This window comes from Sinorhizobium sp. CB7, from assembly GCF_041357635.1.
In the GTDB taxonomy this organism is placed as follows: Bacteria; Pseudomonadota; Alphaproteobacteria; order Rhizobiales; family Rhizobiaceae; genus Rhizobium.
Window position 1 is genome coordinate 60,160 of record NZ_JAULLL010000004.1, and the last position, 19,381, is coordinate 79,540.

The 19,381-nt window shown below is 59.2% G+C and carries 16 protein-coding genes; 9 read left to right on the top strand and 7 right to left on the bottom strand.

The features are described from left to right. Positions 1–9 precede the first annotated feature (9 nt). Positions 10–1,554, bottom strand: coding sequence for a sugar ABC transporter ATP-binding protein (locus AAE029_RS09375; protein ID WP_371072559.1), 1,545 nt, complete (start codon positions 1,552–1,554; stop codon positions 10–12). Beyond that, a complete protein-coding gene (locus tag AAE029_RS09380; protein ID WP_371072560.1) occupies positions 1,551–2,204 on the bottom strand; it encodes a DUF2291 family protein in 654 nt (217 codons plus the stop codon). The genes AAE029_RS09375 and AAE029_RS09380 overlap by 4 nt, the downstream gene beginning before the upstream one ends. Before the next feature lie 930 nt (positions 2,205–3,134). Between AAE029_RS09380 and AAE029_RS09385 the strand changes: the two genes are divergently transcribed. The 7 genes from AAE029_RS09385 to AAE029_RS09415 all read left to right on the top strand — a co-directional run bounded on the left by AAE029_RS09385 (position 3,135) and on the right by AAE029_RS09415 (position 10,417). Next, positions 3,135–4,709, top strand: coding sequence for an FGGY-family carbohydrate kinase (locus AAE029_RS09385; protein ID WP_371072561.1), 1,575 nt, complete (start codon positions 3,135–3,137; stop codon positions 4,707–4,709). A gap of 38 nt (positions 4,710–4,747) precedes the next feature. Continuing rightward, positions 4,748–6,259 (top strand): glycerol-3-phosphate dehydrogenase, encoded by a 1,512-nt coding sequence (locus AAE029_RS09390; RefSeq protein WP_371072562.1) that lies wholly within the window; start codon positions 4,748–4,750, stop codon positions 6,257–6,259. An 11-nt stretch (positions 6,260–6,270) separates the two neighbouring features. Continuing rightward, positions 6,271–7,203 carry a sugar phosphate isomerase/epimerase family protein gene (locus AAE029_RS09395; RefSeq protein WP_371072563.1) on the top strand — a complete coding sequence of 311 codons (933 nt, stop codon included), beginning with the start codon at positions 6,271–6,273 and terminating at the stop codon, positions 7,201–7,203. 143 nt (positions 7,204–7,346) lie between these two features. After that, complete coding sequence (locus tag AAE029_RS09400) at positions 7,347–8,333, top strand: sugar-binding transcriptional regulator (protein WP_371072564.1); 987 nt, start codon at positions 7,347–7,349, stop codon at positions 8,331–8,333. A 73-nt stretch (positions 8,334–8,406) separates the two neighbouring features. Next, positions 8,407–9,183: a DeoR/GlpR family DNA-binding transcription regulator gene (locus AAE029_RS09405; RefSeq protein WP_371072565.1), complete on the top strand. Its 777-nt coding sequence runs from the start codon at positions 8,407–8,409 to the stop codon at positions 9,181–9,183. After that, positions 9,180–9,950: a triose-phosphate isomerase gene (locus AAE029_RS09410; RefSeq protein ID WP_371072566.1), complete on the top strand. Its 771-nt coding sequence runs from the start codon at positions 9,180–9,182 to the stop codon at positions 9,948–9,950. The genes AAE029_RS09405 and AAE029_RS09410 overlap by 4 nt, the downstream gene beginning before the upstream one ends. Before the next feature lie 11 nt (positions 9,951–9,961). Beyond that, the gene (locus AAE029_RS09415) at positions 9,962–10,417 is read left to right on the top strand and encodes an RpiB/LacA/LacB family sugar-phosphate isomerase (protein WP_371072567.1); all 456 of its coding nucleotides are present in this window, start codon (positions 9,962–9,964) and stop codon (positions 10,415–10,417) included. Between the two features lie 183 nt (positions 10,418–10,600). Here the strand turns inward: AAE029_RS09415 and AAE029_RS09420 are convergent, their stop codons facing one another. Continuing rightward, positions 10,601–12,898 carry a cation:proton antiporter gene (locus AAE029_RS09420; protein WP_371072568.1) on the bottom strand — a complete coding sequence of 766 codons (2,298 nt, stop codon included), beginning with the start codon at positions 12,896–12,898 and terminating at the stop codon, positions 10,601–10,603. 266 nt (positions 12,899–13,164) lie between these two features. Here AAE029_RS09420 and AAE029_RS09425 point away from each other — a divergent pair, with 266 nt between their 5' ends. Next, the gene (locus tag AAE029_RS09425) at positions 13,165–13,611 is read left to right on the top strand and encodes a lipocalin-like domain-containing protein (protein ID WP_371072569.1); all 447 of its coding nucleotides are present in this window, start codon (positions 13,165–13,167) and stop codon (positions 13,609–13,611) included. 628 nt (positions 13,612–14,239) lie between these two features. Then, on the top strand, positions 14,240–14,746 hold the full coding sequence (locus AAE029_RS09430) for a DUF2380 domain-containing protein (RefSeq protein WP_371072570.1): 507 nt from the start codon (positions 14,240–14,242) through the stop codon (positions 14,744–14,746). A gap of 20 nt (positions 14,747–14,766) precedes the next feature. On the opposite strand, the gene AAE029_RS09435 is transcribed toward AAE029_RS09430, so the two are convergent. Genes AAE029_RS09435 through AAE029_RS09450 form a run of 4 tightly spaced genes read right to left on the bottom strand, consistent with a single transcriptional unit; the run spans position 14,767 to position 19,381 of the window. Then, the gene (locus tag AAE029_RS09435) at positions 14,767–15,645 is read right to left on the bottom strand and encodes a ribokinase (protein ID WP_371072571.1); all 879 of its coding nucleotides are present in this window, start codon (positions 15,643–15,645) and stop codon (positions 14,767–14,769) included. Positions 15,646–15,655: 10 nt separating this feature from the next. After that, a complete protein-coding gene (locus AAE029_RS09440; RefSeq protein ID WP_371072572.1) occupies positions 15,656–17,464 on the bottom strand; it encodes an ABC transporter ATP-binding protein in 1,809 nt (602 codons plus the stop codon). A 4-nt stretch (positions 17,465–17,468) separates the two neighbouring features. Next, complete coding sequence (locus tag AAE029_RS09445; protein ID WP_371072573.1) at positions 17,469–18,407, bottom strand: ABC transporter permease; 939 nt, start codon at positions 18,405–18,407, stop codon at positions 17,469–17,471. After that, on the bottom strand, positions 18,407–19,381 hold the full coding sequence (locus AAE029_RS09450; protein WP_371072574.1) for an ABC transporter permease: 975 nt from the start codon (positions 19,379–19,381) through the stop codon (positions 18,407–18,409). The genes AAE029_RS09445 and AAE029_RS09450 overlap by 1 nt, the downstream gene beginning before the upstream one ends.

Below are 19,381 nucleotides of genomic sequence, written 5' to 3' on the forward strand. Positions count from 1 at the left end.
AATTCCGGGCTAGTGCGCGATCACTGCTTCGCCAGAAGCGGCCATGATCTTCTCTTTAGTGACATCTGAACCGAACTCGGCCGATATCCTGCCGCGGTGCATGACAATGATGCGATGCGCGATGCTGAGGCATTCGTTGACTTCCGATGTCGAATAGATCACCGCCAGACCCTGCTTTGCACGCTCTGCCAACAGCTTGAACACTTCCGCCTTTGCGCCGATGTCGATGCCGCGGCTTGGTTCGTCGAGGAGGATGACCTTCGGCTGTGTAGCAAGCATCTTTCCGATAACGACCTTCTGCTGATTGCCGCCGGAAAGCGAACCGATCGCGGCACCTCCTCCGTCCGTTTTGACGTGAACCTTTCTGATCGAGTCGTCGATCAGATCCCGCTCCCGTCGGACTGAGGTAAAAAGCCCTTTGGTGAAGGCACGGATGCTCGCCAGTGACAGGTTCGAACCAACCGTCATTGTCTGAACCAAGCCGTCCCGCTGGCGATCTTCGGGAACCAGGACCAAACCATTTTTGATTCGATCGGCGATGCTCAGACCGGCAACATCGCGCCCCTCAAGGAGGATTTGGCCACCGCTCGACCTCAGCCGGCCAGCCACGCATTCCAGGAGTTCGGTGCGACCGGCTCCCATCAGACCGTATATACAGACAATTTCGCCGGACTTGACCTGCAGTGACAGCCGGTCGACCGCGTTATATGCGGCGCCTGACGGGCCGGGAACGCTCAGATTGTTGATTGAAAGCGCCACGCGTCCAATCTCATATCCAATCGGCGGGCTTCCCAGATCAAAATTGTCGCCCACCATGTTGCGGACGATCCATTCGAGATCAATATCCTTGCGTTCGGCATAAGCGGTCATCTTGCCGTCGCGAAGCACGACCGCATGATTGGTGATCTGCAAAGCTTCTTCGAGATGGTGAGAGATATAGACGATCGAAACCCCGCGACTCGTCAGATCCTTGATAACCTTGAAGAGAACTTCCACCTCGGTTGCGCTCAGCGCCGAGGTCGGTTCATCCATGATCAAGATGCGCGAGTTGACCGACAGGGCTCGGGCGATCTCCACGATTTGCTGCTGGCCAAGACGCAGATCCTCAACACGTGTCAGCGGGTCAATGTCTTCTTCCAGCTCCTCCATGAGCGCCCGGGTCTGGCGCTCCTCTTCAGCGAAGTCGACGACACCTCCATTTATGATTTCGCGGCCCATGAAGATGTTGTCGCGAACGCTGAGGTTCGGCGCGAGGCTCAACTCTTGATGTATGATCGAAATCCCACACTCGCGCGCGTGGGTGGAGGAGCTAAAGCTTACGGGGTTGCCGTCGAGGACGATGTCACCTGAGCTCGGCTGAACGACGCCGGACAGGATCTTCATCAGCGTTGATTTGCCGGCGCCGTTTTCACCAAAGAGAGTGGTGACCTGGCCGCGATGAATGTCGAAGTTCACACCTTTCAGCGCATGAACACTGCCATAGGACTTGGCTATATTGCGCGCTGCGAGCACGACCTCGCCCAGCTTGCCATTGACACGTGCTGCCTGGCTCATTTCACGTCCACCTTAACCGGGGTCACAAGCCAGCTCTTCGGATTGATGAGCTTGAAGACGCCAACGACCGTTACCGTCTTGCCTGAAAGCGTCGCTGGGTCGATGCCGGCGAGAACCGACGTCTTCATTTCATTGTTGATGGCCGACCCGGCGTCCTGATATTGAATCTGATTGGTAAACTGACCGAACTCGATGGTACCGGTGGCGTCACGCAGATCGGTTCCGTTGACCGCCGGACCGGTCTGCACACGGACCATCATGTCGGCAGGCAGGCCATCGATCTTGATCTCGTTGTAATTGGACTTGCGCGTGCCGACGACGCCGGTGAAGGATACCGGGATGACCGGTCCTGTGCTGGTAGCAACCCCGTATTTTTCGCCAGCTGCCTTCTTGTCAGCTGCAATCGCATTCGAAAGCTCGACGGCATCGACCGCGCGCTTCTCGACATCGGCCTGGATCTTGGGGAACTGCTCGGCACCATAAGCGGCAGGCGAAAACGCCTGTTCCCGGACGTCATGCTCGGATCCGATCTTCACCACTTTGGTATCGAGCGCGATTGCTCCAAGAACAATGACCGCCGCAGCGACGCTCGCCAGGATTTTCAATTTGCCACCGGATTTGGCTGCTAGGTATTCAGTCTGCATGCTCATGTTCGGACGACCTTCTGGGTTGCTGGTCGGATTACGCCGTGCGTGAGGAGAGGAGCGGCTGTGACAGCTCTGACGTCAGAGCGTCAGCCTAGCCGAGGCGGGCTTTCATCGATCAAATCGCGCAAGCGCCGCAGATGTTCGCAGCACCCTACATCGCAACTTGGCAGAAACATGCTCATGGCATCCTCCTCGGCATGTGGGCCGTTGTCTCTCCTCCAACCGCCCCGATCACGACGCACCATCCGAGAAATTTTTAGCCTCGTGATAGTACAATGTTATTTAGCACGAAACTTATGTTATATTTTATCGCGCTGTCAATGGACTTTTATCCAATTAAAAGATCGCGACATGAAGGCGAGCATCAACACGCGAACCACATGCGTGGCCGACATCCCGCATGTAGAGCACCAGACGATGAAGGCTGCCGCAAAGGGCCTGATGCAGCTACATTTTCACACGAAAGATTTCAAGCCGTTGTAAGCAATAGCTTTTTATTTCGCTTTCGGTCTCCAGGCCGATCCTTTTCGATCGCCGCGAGCATGAAGCTCCTATCGGCCGCCCGCGCAATGGCGGCAGCGCCCACCACAAGATGATCCGCGTGAAACATCCTTTACCCATCTATTCTATCTGAAAAAAATTTCAACGCTAGAAAAATATTGCTAGCAAGATGATATCTCTATGTTATATTCGACCTTGCGGCAGCTTCCGGCGACATCCAGAGAACTGCGCAGCCAATGCGGAAGAAGGGGAAATTGGGCGATGCACTCGCCAGTTTCCGAATTGCCAGTCGCAGGATGAACGCGTTCATGCAGCATCCAAGGCGGAACGAGCGATATATTGATCGTGCATCAGTCGATCGGGGTGAGGAGATGAATTTGACAAGATCGTTACCTGCCGCGATATGCTTCCTCATGGCGGGGCAGCCTCAGCATGCGTGATAGCAAGCAGATTATCATTGGCATCGATGCCGGAACCTCAGTCATCAAAGCCGTGGCATTCGAGCCTTCCGGCCGCCAGATCGCTTCGGCATCGGCACGCAACAAATACGTGACCGGAGACGATGGCTCGGCGACGCAATCCCTCTCGCAGACTTGGCTCGATTGCGTGACCGCATTGCGCGGCCTTTCCGGCAAGGTGCCCGACCTTGCCGCGCGCACCGTCGCAATCGCCGTGACCGGGCAAGGAGATGGAACCTGGCTCGTCGGTTCCGGCAACGCCCCTGTCGGAGATGCCTGGCTTTGGCTCGACGCGCGTGCAGCCGCGACAGTCAGCCGCCTAAGCAAACAGGACGACAATCGCGCACGCTTTGAAGCGACCGGTACCGGCCTCAATACCTGCCAGCAGGGAGCCCAATTGGCTCACATGGACAGCGTCATGCCGGAGCTTCTCGAGCGAGCCGAAACCGCCCTGCACTGCAAGGACTGGCTCTATCTCAACCTGACCGGCGTCCGGGCCACCGATCCGTCGGAAGCGAGCTTCACCTTCGGCAATTTCAGGACGCGCCAATACGACCCGACGGTCATCGAGGCGCTCGGCCTCGAACATCGGCGCTCGCTGCTCCCGGAAATCATCGACGGCACCGAGGTCAGCCACGCCCTGACGGTTGAGGCGGCGAAAGCCTGCGGGCTTTTGGCGGGAACGCCGGTCTGTCTCGGATACGTGGATATGGTGATGACCGCGCTTGGGGCAGGCGTGCGCAGCAGCGGCCGCAATGCCGCCTGCTCGACGATCGGCTCGACCGGTGTGCACATGCGCGCCAAGCCGGTTGCCGATGTTCATCTCAATCGCGAAGGCACGGGTTATGTGATTGCCCTGCCCATCCCCGGCATCGTCACTCAGGTCCAGACGAACATGGGCGCAACGATCAACATCGACTGGATCCTGGATATCGCCGCCTATCTCATGTCCGAGGCAGGCAAACCCGCTTCGCACGCCGACCTTATTGCACGTATCGACGGCTGGTTTGCGGAAAGCCGGCCAGGTTCGGTGCTCTATCATCCCTACATCTCGGAGGCCGGCGAACGCGGGCCTTTCGTCAACGCCAATGCGCGTGCCGGCTTCACCGGACTTTCGACACGCCATGGGTTCCCGGACCTAGTGCGAAGTGTGGTGGAGGGACTGGGGCTCGCCACCCGTGATTGCTACGCGGCGATGGGTGCGATGCCGGACGAACTCCGCATCACCGGCGGCGCGACACGTTCGGTCGGCCTGCGCCGCTCGCTTTCGGCTGCGGTGAACGCCCCGATCCGTCAGTCGCAGCGTGAAGAGACCGGTGCTGCCGGCGTGGCGATGATGGCCGCAGTGGCCGTCGGCGTCTACGCGAACATGGACGATTGCATTGCCGACTGGGTGACGCCGCTTCTCGGCGAACCGGAAATTCCGAATGCCGCCGAAGCGACGAGATTCGATCGGCTGTTTTCCGCCTATGCCGATGTGCGCAAGGCATTAGTGCCCGCCTGGGACAAGCTCGCCACAGCTGCAACGACGCCGCCGGCCGGCGAGTAATTCAAGGTCTGATGCAGCAGGCATCGAAGGAGCATGACATGACCGAACCCGAAATCCTGGATCTCTTCGTCATCGGCGGCGGCATCAACGGCGCGGGTATTGCGCGCGATGCTGCGGGCCGCGGACTGAAGGTCGCGCTGTGCGAAAAGGATGATCTGGCGCAGGGAACATCTTCGCGTTCGGGCAAGCTTGTGCATGGCGGCCTGCGTTATCTCGAATATTACGAGTTCCGCCTCGTACGCGAGGCCCTGATCGAGCGGGAGGTGTTGCTCAATGCGGCACCGCACATCATCTGGCCGATGCGTTTCGTCCTGCCCCACAGCCCTCAGGATCGCCCGGCATGGCTCGTCCGGCTCGGCCTCTTTCTCTACGATCACCTCGGGGGGCGCAAGAAGCTACCGGGAACGCGCACGCTCAATCTGCTGCGCGATCCGGAAGGCACGCCGATCCTCGATCAATACACGCGCGGCTTCGAATATTCCGATTGCTGGGTCGACGACGCGCGCCTGGTCGTCCTCAATGCGGTGAGTGCTGCGGAAAAGGGCGCCATCGTGCTCACCCGCTCACCGGCCGTCTCTGCACGGCGCGAAAACGGCAGCTGGACCATCACGACGAGGGACAATACGACCGGAGAGACGCGCACCTTCCGTGCGAAATGTCTCGTCAATTGCGCCGGCCCCTGGGTGATGGATATCATCAACCGGGTGGCCGGCTCGAATTCCGCCCGCAATGTGCGCCTCGTCAAGGGCAGCCACATCATCGTTCCGAAGTTCTGGGCGGGCTCGAATGCCTACCTCGTACAGAACCACGACAAGCGAGTGATCTTCATCAACCCCTATGAGGGCGACAAGGCGCTGATCGGGACGACCGACATTGCCTACGAGGGCCGTGCCGAGGACGTCGCTGCTGATGAAGCGGAAATCGAATACTTGCTCAAAGCCGTCAATCGCTACTTCAAGGAGAAGCTGCGTCGGCAGGACGTGTTGCATAGTTTCTCGGGCGTTCGCCCACTCTTTGACGACGGCAAGGGCAATCCGTCTGCCGTCACCCGCGACTATGTCTTCGATCTCGACGAAACGGGGGGAGCGCCTCTGCTTAACGTCTTCGGCGGCAAGATCACCACGTTCCGCGAGCTTGCCGAGCGTGGCATGCAGCGCCTGAAGCACATCTTCCCGAACATGGGAGGCGACTGGACGGAGAAAGCTCCACTGCCTGGCGGCGAAATGCCCAATGCCGATTACGAGACGTTCGCCAACGGCCTGCGCGAAGCCTATCCCTGGATGCCTCGCAAGCTCGTGCACCACTACGGTCGCCTCTATGGCGCTCGCACGAAGAACGTGGTTGCGGCTGCGGCAAACCTTGAAGGGCTCGGCCGGCATTTCGGTGGACAGTTCTACGAAGCGGAGGCTCGCTATCTCGTGGCAACCGAATGGGCAGAGACTGCGGAGGACATCCTTTACCGCCGCACCAAGCACTATCTCCACCTGACCGAAGCCGAACGCGCAGCCTTTGCCGAATGGTTCACGTCCTCCCGTCTCGCCGCCGCCTGAAGGATCCATTGATGCCGCTGACCCTTTCGCTCAATACCAATCCGCTGGTCAACCGCTTCGCCGATCCCGACGACCTGATCGAAACGGTGGCGCACGATCTGAAGATTCGCGACCTGCAACTGACCCATGAATTCATCAATCCGAGCTGGCAGGCGCCCGTCATCCGCCGCCTGACCCGCAGCATGAACGCGGCGCTGAAGCGCACCGGCGTCCGCGTCACGTCCGGTATGACGGGTCCCTATGGGCGTCTCAATCACTTCGGGCATCCCGATGCCGACGTGCGGCGCTACTACATCGATTGGTTCAAGACCTTTGCCGACATTACCGCCGAACTCGGCGGCCACTCCGTCGGCACGCAATTTGCGATCTTCACCTACAAGGATTTCGACGATCCGGTGAGGCGCGAAGAACTGATCAAGATCGCAATCGATTGCTGGGCGGAGGTGGCCGAACACGCCCGTTCCGCCGGCCTCTCCTATATTTTCTGGGAGCCGATGAGCATCGGTCGTGAATTCGGGGAGACGATTGCCGCCTGCCTATCGCTGCAGGCGCGGCTGACGGCCACGAAAATGGCTGTGCCGATGTGGATGATGGCCGACATTGATCACGGCGATGTAACTTCCGCCAATCCCGATGACTATGATCCCTATGCCTGGGCTCGCGCTGTGCCGAAGGTATCGCCGATCATTCACATCAAGCAGAGCTTGATGGACAAAGGTGGCCACAGGCCATTCACGGCGGAGTTCAATGCGAAGGGCCGCATTCAGCCCGAACCGCTGCTTCGGGCCTTTGCCGAAGGCGGGGCGCAGGACAATGAAATCTGCCTTGAGCTTTCCTTCAAGGAAAGAGAGCCGAACGATCGCCAAGTCGTATCCCAGATTGCCGAAAGCGTTGCCTTCTGGGCGCCTTACATCGACACCGGGATAAACGATTTGAACATTTGAGGAGAACTATAAGGAGGCAGCATGATCGACGTCCATCCCGGCCATCATGGACATTGACACGACCAGACGTCGGCGCAAAGTCGCGGGAACGTCGCCGGCAAACAAGCAGGACCTATGCGCGACAGACCAAAGAGGAACGGATAATGGCGGATGCCGATGATACGCTTGCCGTACGCGCTGCCTGGCTTCACTACGCCGGCGGACTGACACAGTCCGAGGTTGCAAAGCGCTTGGGATTGCCCTCCGTAAAAGCCCATCGCTTGATCGCCAGAGCCGTCGCCGAAGGTGTCGTGAAAGTGACAATCGATGGAGACATCGTTGAATGCGTCGAGCTGGAAACGAAACTCGCTGCGCGCTTTGACCTGCAATATTGCGAGGTTGCGCCCGACCTGGGTGAGGAGGGCCTCCCCCTGCGGGCGCTCGGACACGCCGGCGCAGGGTTCCTGAAACGGGAAATCGAAAGGGGCGACACCAAGGTCATCGGCCTTGGCCATGGACGCACGCTATCGGCGGCCGTCCAGTACATGCCGCGCGTCAATGCAAAAGGTCTTCGCTTCGTTTCCCTGTTGGGCGGGCTGACGAGAAACTTCGGGGCGAATCCCTACGACGTTATGCATCGCATAGCCGAGAAGACGGGAACGCATGCCTATGTGATGCCTGTGCCCTTCTTCGCAAACACAGGAGAAGACCGGGAGGTGCTGCGCGCACAACGCGGCGTGAAGGAGGTTCTGGATTTAGCCAATAACGCCGACCTCAAACTCGTCGGCCTTGGTACCGTGGACGCTGACGCTCAACTCGTCCTCTCAGGCATGGTCGAGCCGCGTGAGATCGAAGACATCGCCGCCGCAGGCGGGGTGGGCGAAATCCTCGGCCACTTTTTTGACGCCACAGGTCACATTCTCGAGACCGCGCTCACGACGCGGACGCTTTCGGCCTCTTTTCCAACGACCAAAAGGGAAAGACTGGTCGCATTGGCCGGCGGCCAGGCAAAGGTTCCAGCCATTCGCGCTATCCTGAATAGCCGTCGCCTTTTTGGATTGATCACGGATGAGCGAACGGCTCAGGCGCTTCTGAAAGTCGATGAGGATGTTGTACCGATTGCGCGCGATGTGAAACGCAACACAGCCTGAAACATTCTAACATGTTTTTTGTTGCATTATGTGATTTTTCTGTTACTTTTTACCTAAACAGGTTGAGCATGCGATGAAACGCGAAGAGCGGCAGCAATCAATCATTAATCTGCTCGTTGAGAACAAGACCGTAGATCTCGAGGATCTTGCGGATCGCTTTACCGTTTCCAAAATGACCATTCACCGCGATCTCGACGATCTTGAGCAGGCGGGCGTCTTGCGGAAAATTCGAGGCGGCGCAACGATAGATGCAGGCACGCAGTTTGAAAGCGATTTCCGTATTCGCGAACGCCAGGGACATGAAGCCAAGCTCAGTATGGCGCGGTGCGCGCTTGAGCTTGTCGAGCCTGGCATGACGGTAATGGTGAATGACGGGTCGATGGCGGCTGTTCTGGGTGAAATGTTGCTGCAGAAGCGGCCACTGACCCTGATCACGAACAACGCGGCGATCATGGAAAGACTCAAGGGTGAAAGCGGCATTACCCTTATTGCACTCGGCGGCATCTATTCGGCAAAGTTTAACGCCTTTGTCGGCGTGGTGACCGAGGAGGCGCTTTCCCGCCTCAGAGCCGACATCGCGTTTATTTCAACCCCGGCGGTTTCAGGCCGGCTCGCCTATCACATGGACGATAACATCGTTCGCGCCAAACGGGCGATGATTTCCTCTGCAACCAAATCCTGCCTGCTCGTCAATCATGAACGCATCGGTCACACGGCGCTGCATGTCATGGCAGACTTGGGGGATTTCGATACCGTCATCACGGACAGCGCGCCCGACGCCGCTGCCCTTAAGGAATTCGAACAAGCGGGCATCAAGCTCACCATCGCATCAACCCAGGATCCGACATGACCGAAAAACCGCGCTGCTGGATTGGCACCAGCTGGAAGATGAACAAGACGCTTGCGGAAGCGCAGCACTTTGCGCGCGGCCTCGAGGCCACTGATGCGGGGCGCGATCAGCGCATCCAGCGCTTCGTCATTCCACCCTTTACAGCGGTGCGTGACGTCAAGGCGATGCTCGCCAAGACCTCCGTGAAGGTCGGCGCTCAGAACATGCATTGGGCCGATCAAGGAGCCTGGACGGGCGAGATCTCGCCGCTGATGCTCAAGGATTGCAACCTCGATATCGTCGAGCTCGGCCATTCCGAACGGCGCGAGCACTTCGGCGAGACCGATGAAACGGTGGGCCTCAAGACTGAAGCCGCCGTCCGCCATGGTCTGATCCCCCTCATCTGCATCGGCGAGACACTCTCCGACCGCGAGAGCGGAAAGGCAGCGGAAATCCTCGCAACACAAGTGCGCGGTGCGCTTTCCAAGCTGTCCGGCGATCAGAAGTCGGCTGAAATCCTGCTCGCCTACGAACCGGTCTGGGCAATCGGCGAAAGGGGCATTCCGGCAACCGCCGACTATGCCGATGCGCGCCAGGCCGAAATCATCGCCGTTGCTGAAGACGTGCTCGGCCGCAAGATCCCCTGCCTCTACGGCGGGTCGGTCAATCCGCAGAATTGCGAAGAACTGATTTCAAGCCCGCATATCGATGGGCTTTTTATCGGCCGTTCTGCCTGGAATGTCGAAGGTTATCTCGACATCCTGGGCAAATGCGCCGCCAAACTCTAAGGAGAAAATAGATGAAGCTTGCCATCGCAGGAGACAGCGCCGGTGAAGGTCTGGCCAAGGTTTTGGCCGACCACCTGAAGGACCGCTACGAAGTGCACGAAGTCTCGCGCACGAGCGACGGACCCGATGATTTTTACGCGGACCTGTCGGACCGTGTCGCCTCGGGGGTTCTCGACGGCACCTACGACAAGGCAATTCTTGTCTGCGGCACGGGGATCGGCGTCTGCATCTCTGCCAACAAGGTGCCCGGCATTCGGGCAGCGCTGACCCATGACACCTATTCGGCCGAACGTGCGGCCCTTTCGAACAACGCCCAGATCATCACCATGGGTGCGCGCGTCATTGGCCCGGAACTCGCCAAGTCGATCGCCGATGCCTTCCTCCTGCAGACATTCGATGAAAAGGGCCGTTCGGCCGGCAACGTTGAGGCAATCAACCGCGTCGACGCGAAATACAACACGCGTTGAGGTTTGAAGCGAAAGCCAGACGGCATGATCTCATCTCATGAATGGACGTTGCGGGCGGCTGTCGTCCACGGGACATTGGCCTGCTCTGCATAGCCCACGAAGCCTTCAAGCATTCAGAGCCGCGAGCAGTACTCGCCGATCAGCGCCGATGCCTCATCGGTCAGCACGCGGCCGAAGTTGGCGTTACGTGCTTTCGGCGGTCTTTCTCGCCTGCTCCGTTTCGACGAACAGACAGGATCGGTCGGCCGTGTTCAGTAGGGTATCAGCGACGCCGCCGTAAGACAGGCTTTCGCTGGCACGACGACTGACACCGAGCACGATCAGATTGTAGTCGGCGGAACGGGCATGCCTCAGGATCGCCAGCTCGGGCGACGATCCCTGCTGAACGACCTTCTCCGGTGACAGGTCGTAGTATTCAGCGATGGCATCGATCTTATGGAAGACTTCCTCTCGATAGTTTCCATGATCGCTTACCCTGGGAGCGGCGGAGGCCAGACGTGGGTCTTCGATCAGGATCACAGCACAGGTGACCCCTGCAGCCTTGGCGAGAGCGAACGCAAATTCTGCGGCTCGGATCGAACGCTCGGTTCCGCTCACGGGAATGAGTATTCGCAGCTTGCTGTTCTCCTGTGGAAGATGCCCGCGCGCAGAGATGATCGCGGACGTGCCTGCGAATGCGGAGGTCATCGTCTGAAGCACCTTGCTGAACGCTCCGACTTTGTTGGCAGTCGGTTTTATTCCCGCCAAAAGGAGATCGTGTCCGGTGTCCGAAATCTCTTTCAATGCCGGCGCGATTTCACCATCTTTGTCGTAGGCTGTCACATGGGCATCCGCGCTGGCAGATCCATCTCCGTCCCCCTCCGGCGCTCTCTCCTTCACGAGCTCGGTGATATCCTTACTTGTAGAATGTATCGCCCCGCCACCCTCCTGTTCGGCACTCGCCTCGACATCCTTTGTGCGATTCCTGATGTCGAGGACAGTGACAGGCATGTTCCGGCTTGACGCAAGGAGTGCTGCGATCCAGCCAGCAAGCCTGCTGCTCGAAGAGCCATCGACCGCAAGCACGATGCGTTCGAACTGAGCGACGAAGCTGTCTTTCTCGAACTCCTCGCGCCCCAACCGATGTTTCTCTTCTTCGCGTAGTGGAAGTCTTGCGAGCGCCCACCGCAGGGTCGGCGGCATTGCCATTGTCGTAATGATTGCCATCGCCACGATAACGGAAAAAAGCTGTTCGTTAAGGACGCCGACGGAAAGACCGATCGTTGCGACGATCACCTCGGTCGAGCCGCGGGCGTTCATCCCGCATCCGAGGGCGAGCGCTTCGGACGTTGTGAAACCGCCCATCTTGGCGGCGGTGAACGCCCCACCGAATTTCCCGACAGAAGCGATCAGAACTACCGCAGCTGTGAATAGCAGGACAGACGGGTTGGCGAGAACCGTCAGATCAGTTTGAAGTCCGGTCAGACCGAAGAAGACCGGCATGAAGAGCGCGGACGTCAATGCGCGCAGCTGGGCATCAATCTGGCGGGTCAGAATTGGCGACTCTCCAACCAGGATACCCGCAACGAAGGCTCCGAGAACCGTGTGGACGCCAATGGCGTCAGTGATCATCGCCATGCCTCCCATGATTGCGATGATCGCGCTCAGCACGGGCAGTTCGCTTTTGAAGCTGTCGTTTGTCCAGCGTATGATCTCGAAGACGATGCGTCTGCCGATCGTAAAGCTGAAGGCCATGAACGCGAGCGTTCCGAGCACGCTCTTCGCCAGGGTCATAAGATCGACCCCGCCGTTCTTGGCAAGGCCGAAGGTGACGGCGATGATCACCCAGCCAACAGTGTCATCAATGATGGCAGATGCGACGATAAGCTGCCCAATGTTCCGTCGCATGAAGTTCATCTCGCGGACGACTGAGGCGACGATCTTAACCGATGAGATCGACAGGGCGGTGCCGAGAAACAGCGAGGTCACCAGCCTTTTGTCTGGATCCGGCAGAAATCCTTCCGGAATCGCCTCGCCGAGAGCGAAACCCGCGGCGAAGGGGATCACGATACCTGTCAGAGAGACACCCGTTGCGGATTTCCTCAGTTTCCTCGCCAGGCCCAGGTCGGTTTCCATTCCCGCCAACAAGAGGAGGAAAAGAATGCCCAGCTGCCCGACGGCGTCCGTCATGTTCTTCTGCGCTTCGGCCGACGGAAACAGGGCCCGTTGCAGTTCAGGGAATGCGAGCCCCAGGATGGAGGGGCCGAGGACGATGCCCCCGATGATCTGACCCATGATCGACGGCTGGCCAATGCGGACCATCAATTCGCCAAGCAGGCGCCCAGTCACCACAAGCAAGACGATCTGCAGCAGAAACAGCGACTCGGAAGAGCCGGCGGACTTTCCATCATCCGCTCCCAGGGCTGTCGCGGCAGAGATTGAGATGAAAACCAAGGCGGCCGTGGGAACCCTGACGAGAGATGATAATTTTTGCAAAGACATGAATTGGACCAAGGCAGAGCACAGGGAACGATTCCAGGCGATGCGGGTTCCACGCGTTCGGCTATATTCCCGAATTTTTGCCCTGAACGAGCGCGCTACTCGCCCGCGCTCGGTGCCAGCCTCTGAAGACGGTGTACCGGGATGGTGGATTCCTCCCCAATAGATATCGCTTTACGACGGAACGCTCGACCATCTGGAAAGTTGTCCAAGAGCCTGTGCCATCGGCAAAATGGCTGCACCCAAAGCATTTGAAAGGATTCGACACAATGAACGCTGCAATATCCAACGTCCAAGAATGTCTCGTCGGTGTATGGACGCTTGTCGAATGGTCAGAACAACAGTCCGGTGGACACAAGGCATTTCCTCTTGGCGAAGATGCCGTCGGCCAGATCATCTATACCGCCGATGGACATGTCGCCGCGCAGCTTGTCCGGCGAGGCCGGCGTTCGTTCTCTTCGGGAGACTGGCGCGAGGCACGCGACGAAGACGCAGCGCGGGCATTTAAGGAATATTTCGGCTATTTCGGCACCTTCTCCATCGATACTGAAAAGCAAGTCGTTACGCACCACATCGAGGGGTCTTGGTTTCCCAATCTCGAAGGAAGCGATCAGGAGCGTCGGTTCCGACTCGAGGACGGTCTCCTAGTGCTCGATGCGGACACCGACTGGGGGAAGGTCATGATAGTCTGGCGGAAAGCCGAACCCAGGCGGTGATTTTCTCCATCGATGGGATCAGAGCGGGATCGACACATTGGTCGTCACGGGGGCTACGACAAGCGTTTGCGTCGATTCGACCGTATAAGATGCCATGTTCCGCGACTATCGTCGGGTCGAAACTCAGATTGCACACAATGAGCTCGAGAGCTCATCCGAAAGACTACGAAGCAAGTGCGAAAACTATCGGAGAACATCAGGCGTCATAAAACTTCGGCATGGCGAACGGACGCACGAGCGCGGCTGCTCATGAACCGAAGCGTCACGACTGCAGGTAACGCTTAGTCATTCCGCCTGCGTCGACAGCTCGGTGGTCGCGGTAGCCATCGCGGGGTTCTTTTTGGAACTCTTAAGGAGGATCGATGTTCGGTACGCTGAACCGTGCAGTAGGCGCTCCCTTCGCCGATCTGCGTTCCATCGCAGATCGCTGCGCGGTTCATCTTCCGTGCCGGAAGTAGGCCCCGTCGCCCTCCGTGCGACGGGGTTTGATGCAGCTCTCCATATCGAACGCAGCCGCCAGCCATCTGAACCCCGCACTTTTGTGAAATGCGCGCTTGGAATTTGCATTGATCGTGAATTGGGCGGTCAATCCGTGTACAATCGCTGCCACTTTGACGGGAGGGCTACCATGCGCATTCGCATATTAACTGTCCTGATGACGCTGCTTGTAGGCACTTGCACATTCGCGCAGGCTCAGCAGACAAAGCCGATGTTAATCGAAGTCTTTCCTTTTGAATTGGAAGACAAGAGCGCTGGGGCGGGAATAATTCCGCCGGATGAATACGATAAGCGATATCTCACCGAGTCGGCGCAAGTCGCGAAGGACCTGCTCTCTCAGTCTGGGCGTTTTGCAGTCATTGATGTGCCCGCGAGGAATGAGCAGGCGGCTGCACCGCACGGATTGCGCAACTGCGGAGGCTGTGAAGGCCAGATTGCCAAAGAGCACGGCGCGTCTCTTGCCTTGCTTGGTGTCGTAACGCGCGTCAACCGGACAGAACATACGATGTTCATTCGCATCCTTGACGCTCAAACCGGGAAACTTATTTCGCAAGGCTTTACCGATCTGCGCATGGGTGCGAACTACGCTTGGCCCCGCTCCGTGAAATGGCTGATGACAAACCGAATTCTGCGGTAGGGTTTCTCGATCCACCCTTTTTAGCGGAATGCGTCCGTATCCTTGTAATCCGGAATACTTGTCTGGCTTCCCGCCCTCGAACAGGCAATGGCTGCGGCGACGGCCGCGCGTTGCATGGCCTCCTCAAGCCGCAGACCGCGATCGAGCGCGGAGGCAAGAACGCCGATGAAACAATCGCCGGCTGCGGTGGTGTCGACCGTCTCGACCGGCACGGCGGCAACACGAGCCTCTTCGCCGTCGACGAAGACCTCCGCCCCTTCGGCGCCAAGCGTGCGCAGAACGCCTGTGTTCAGCGCCGCGGAGATCGCCTTTGCCGAAGGATCGCATCCCAGCCAGCCGGCCAAGGCGAGCGCTTCGTCCTCATTGACCACAATGAGGTCGCAGAGCGACAAGACTTCGCTGTCAAGGCGAACGGCTGGAGCGAGATTCAGGATCGAGGTCTTGTCCGCCTGCCTCACGCGTCTGATCAGCTTCTCGATTTCCGAAGGCTCGTTTTCCATCTGCATGAGCACGATGTTCGCCTTGCCGAGCAGCTCGTCGTCCACCGCATCGGAGGCGGCGGCGAGATTGGCGCCGGGCGCGATAGCGATCATGTTGCGACCAAGAGCGTCAATGAAGATCGAGGCGCAGCCGGTCGGCAGGGCAAGACGGCTGACGCGACTGATGTCGGCGCCGCTTGCGGAGAGGTTTTGAATCGCGCTATCGGCCAACGCATCATCGCCGATGGCGCCCACCATGCAGACGTCTGCGCCGTCGCGGGCAGCTGCCAAAGCCTGGTTGGCACCCTTGCCGCCGGCTTCCGTGCGAAAGGTCCTCGCCAGCAGTGTCTGACCGGGCGTCGGCATGGTCTCCATGGTGAAGACGAAATCGATGTTGATCGAACCGAAGGTGACGATCACGGGCCTGCTCCTATTCAGCCACCTGGAAGAAATGCCCTTCCCCGGCCTCGCGATACTGGCGCTTTGGCGGGACGTAATCCGCTGCGCGGAACGGGCTCTTGATCTCGTCATTCGAAATCCGCCGCGTCTGCCGGCGCGAGGGGTCGGCGATCGGCACGGCTGCCATCAGTCGTTTCGTGTAGTCATGCTGCGGGTTTTCGAAGACGGCGCGGCGGGGTCCGATCTCGACGATTTCACCGAGATACATGACCGCCACGCGATGGCTGATCCGTTCCACCACCGCCATGTCGTGCGAGATGAACAGATAGCCGAGGCCGTATTTCTCCTGAAGATCGAGCATCAGGTTGATGACCTGGGCCTTGACCGAGACGTCGAGGGCGGAGACGGATTCATCCGCAATGATTAGTTTCGGCTCAAGTGCCAGGGCTCTTGCAATACAGACGCGCTGCCGCTGTCCGCCGGAAAACTCATGGGGAAACCGGTCCGCCATCGATGCCGACAGACCCACCCGCTCGAGCAGTTCTCCCACGCGCTCCTTGGCCTCGGCAGCCGTCGCCAGGCCGTGGGCGACGATCGGTTCGGCGATGGCCGAGCCGACGCGGATGCGCGGATTGAGGCTCTCGAACGGATCCTGGAAGATCATCTGCGCGTCGCGTCGTATCTCCGCGAGCTGCGATTTGCCGGCGGCAGATACGCTCTTTCCGTCGATCCGGATCTCGCCGGCGGTGACGTCGGCCAGACGAATGATCGACCGGCCAGTCGTCGATTTTCCGCAGCCGGATTCGCCCACAAGAGACAGGGTTTCGCCGCGGCGCAATTCGAGCGAGATATCTTCCACCGCGTGGATGCGGCCGATGGTCTTTCGCAGAAAGCCCTGCCTGATGGCAAAGCGCGTCACGAGATTGTCGACCCTCAGTATCGGCGCCGCATCGCGCTTCACGGTGTCGGCGGTCGGTTTCACCGGCTGAACCTCTCCGGTCTTCATGTCCACGAGCGGGAACCGCAGCGGCCGGTCGATCCCCGTCATCGAGCCGAGCTGCGGCACGGCGGAAAGAAGCGCACGGGTATAGGGATGTTTCGCCGCCTTGAAGATATCGCTCGTCGTTCCGGTTTCGACGACCTCGCCACGGAACATGACGACGGTCCGGTCCGAGATCTCGGCGACGACCCCCATGTCATGCGTGATGAAGAGGACCGACATGCCCTCCTCTTCCTGAAGCGTCTTGATCAGTTCGAGTATCTGGGCCTGGATCGTGACGTCGAGCGCCGTCGTCGGCTCATCCGCGATCAGAAGCTTCGGATCGCAGGCGAGGGCGATGGCGATCACCACGCGCTGGCGCATGCCGCCGGAGAAGTTCATCGGATATTCGTTGAGCCGCGACTTCGCGGACGGAATGCGCACCTTTTCGAGGAGACGAACGGCCTCCGCCTTGGCCTGCGATTGCGACATGCCGCGGTGGTGGACGAGAACCTCGGTGATCTGGTCACCGATCTTCAGGACCGGATTGAGGCTCGTCATCGGTTCCTGGAAGATCATTCCGATCCGGTTTCCGCGGATCTTCTGCATCTCGTCGAGCGGCAGGCCGAGAAGATCCCTGCCTTCGAACTCGATCTTGCCGGTCACACGCGAGTTTGCGGGCGACAGAAGCCGCATGATCGACATCGCGGTCACGCTCTTGCCCGACCCGGATTCGCCGACCACGGCCACCGTCTCCTTGGCGCCAATGTCGAAGCTGACGTCGCGAACGACATTCTGCCATTCGCTGTTTACCCGGAACGAGGTGGTGAGGTTTGAAATCGAAAGTGCCGGATTGGTCATCGGCTCAGCCCTCCCGCCGAGGATTGAGAATGTCACGCAAGGAGTCGCCGATCAGGTTGATTGCGACGATGAGCACCAGAAGTGCGAGACCCGGAAAGAAGCTGATCCAGTAATCCCCGGAAAGAAGATATTCGAAGCCGTTGGAGATCAGCAGGCCGAGCGACGGCTCCGTGATCGGCAGGCCGATGCCGAGGAAGGAGAGCGTGGCTTCCAGCATGATGGCGTAGGCGACGCGCATGGTCGCCACCACGATCAGCGGCGGCAGGCAGTTCGGCAGGATGTGACGAAAGAGGATACGGCTGTCCGGCAACGCCATGGAGCGCGCGGCATCCACATAGGCGCGTTTGCGCTCGACCAGCGCCGAACCGCGGATGGTGCGGGCATAGTAGGCCCACTGCGTCACGACGAGTGCCAGAATGATCTTGTCCACGCCCTGGCCGAGGATCGCGAGGAAGATCAGGGCGATCAGGATCGCCGGAAAGCTGAGCTGGATGTCGACGACGCGCATCAGGACGGAATCAACCCGGCCTCCCGCATAGGCGCTCATCAATCCGATCGAGGATCCGATCACCAGCGCGATCGCAGCGCTGGATATGCCGACCAGGATGCTTGTGCGAAGACCATAGAGGATGGCGCTCAGAAGATCGCGCCCCTGGTCGTCGGTACCGATGAGGTAGACCGGTCCGCTCATGCTTTCCGAGCCGGGCGGAAGCCGGCCGTCGAGAATGTCGAGCTGCGAAAGATCATAAGGGTTTTGCGGCGCGATCACCGGCGCCAGCACTGCCGCAACGATCATAATCGCGACCACGACGATGCCGACGAGCGCCAGTTTGTCGGCGAGCAAGGCTGCTATCGTCTGGCGGAAGGGTGAGCGCGAGGCGCGAGGCTTGCCCTCGTTCTTGCCGGCGTGAACGGAATTTGCCGTATTGATCTCTTGGCTCATCACGAATTTCCTTCAAGACGAACGCGGGGATCGACGATCGAATAGAGGATGTCGACCAGCAGATTGATGATGCTGAACATCACGACGGTGATCATGAGGTAGGCAAGAATCACCGGGCGATCGAGGACGGCGATGGCGTCGATGATGAGTTTGCCCATCCCCGGCCAGGCGAAGATCGTTTCTGTGACGACCGCGAACGCGATCAGTGACCCGAGCTCGAGGCCGATCACCGTTATGAGCGGTATCAGCGTGTTCTTCAGCACATGCACCAGCACGATACGCCGTTCCGGCAAGCCCTTGGCCCGCGCAAAACGCACGAAATCGAGCTGCATCGTCTCCATGACGCCCGCCCGGGTCAGACGGATGACGAGCGAAATCTTGAAGAGAGCCAGGTTGAATGCGGGCAGCAGGAGATGCGACAGGCCATCGAGTGTGAGAAGGCTGACCGGAACTCCGAAGACCGGCACGGTCTCCCCGCGTCCGGAGGCCGGCAGCCAGCCGAGCTTCACGCTGAACAGCATGATCATGACAAGGCCGATCCAGAAAGTCGGCAGGCTGAAACCGAGGATCGAAAACGTCATGATCGATTTCGAAATCCAGCCCTTGGGCCGAAGACCGGCATAGACGCCGAGCGGGATGCCCGCAACGAGCGCCATGACCAGTGCCACGAAAGCAAGTTCGAGGGTCGCCGGCATGCGATTGAGGATCAGCGTCAGCGCCGGCTGATTGAACACGAAGGAATTGCCGAGATCGCCGGAGAGAGAGCGCGTCAGGAAGAGCCAATATTGTTCCCATACCGGCTTGTCGAGCCCGAAGGACTGTATGACCTGCAGCCGCTCCGCGGGCGTTGCCGTCGGGCTCAGAAGGACATCGACCGGATTGCCGACCAGATAGAGTCCGGCAAACACCAGGATCGACATGACGAAAAGCGTCAGGACGGTCTGGATTGACCTGCTCAAGAGATAACCGCTCAT

Coding starts and splice junctions, on each gene's coding strand:
- AAE029_RS09410 (WP_371072566.1), top strand. CDS start 9,180: ATGACCGAAAAACCGCGCTGCTGGATTGGCACCAGCTGGAAGATGAAC.
- AAE029_RS09375 (WP_371072559.1), bottom strand. CDS start 1,554: ATGAGCCAGGCAGCACGTGTCAATGGCAAGCTGGGCGAGGTCGTGCTC.
- AAE029_RS09380 (WP_371072560.1), bottom strand. CDS start 2,204: ATGAGCATGCAGACTGAATACCTAGCAGCCAAATCCGGTGGCAAATTG.
- AAE029_RS09420 (WP_371072568.1), bottom strand. CDS start 12,898: ATGTCTTTGCAAAAATTATCATCTCTCGTCAGGGTTCCCACGGCCGCC.
- AAE029_RS09440 (WP_371072572.1), bottom strand. CDS start 17,464: ATGACCAATCCGGCACTTTCGATTTCAAACCTCACCACCTCGTTCCGG.
- AAE029_RS09445 (WP_371072573.1), bottom strand. CDS start 18,407: ATGAGCCAAGAGATCAATACGGCAAATTCCGTTCACGCCGGCAAGAAC.
- AAE029_RS09395 (WP_371072563.1), top strand. CDS start 6,271: ATGCCGCTGACCCTTTCGCTCAATACCAATCCGCTGGTCAACCGCTTC.
- AAE029_RS09425 (WP_371072569.1), top strand. CDS start 13,165: ATGAACGCTGCAATATCCAACGTCCAAGAATGTCTCGTCGGTGTATGG.
- AAE029_RS09385 (WP_371072561.1), top strand. CDS start 3,135: ATGCGTGATAGCAAGCAGATTATCATTGGCATCGATGCCGGAACCTCA.
- AAE029_RS09430 (WP_371072570.1), top strand. CDS start 14,240: ATGCGCATTCGCATATTAACTGTCCTGATGACGCTGCTTGTAGGCACT.
- AAE029_RS09450 (WP_371072574.1), bottom strand. CDS start 19,381: ATGAGCGGTTATCTCTTGAGCAGGTCAATCCAGACCGTCCTGACGCTT.
- AAE029_RS09390 (WP_371072562.1), top strand. CDS start 4,748: ATGACCGAACCCGAAATCCTGGATCTCTTCGTCATCGGCGGCGGCATC.
- AAE029_RS09415 (WP_371072567.1), top strand. CDS start 9,962: ATGAAGCTTGCCATCGCAGGAGACAGCGCCGGTGAAGGTCTGGCCAAG.
- AAE029_RS09400 (WP_371072564.1), top strand. CDS start 7,347: ATGGCGGATGCCGATGATACGCTTGCCGTACGCGCTGCCTGGCTTCAC.
- AAE029_RS09405 (WP_371072565.1), top strand. CDS start 8,407: ATGAAACGCGAAGAGCGGCAGCAATCAATCATTAATCTGCTCGTTGAG.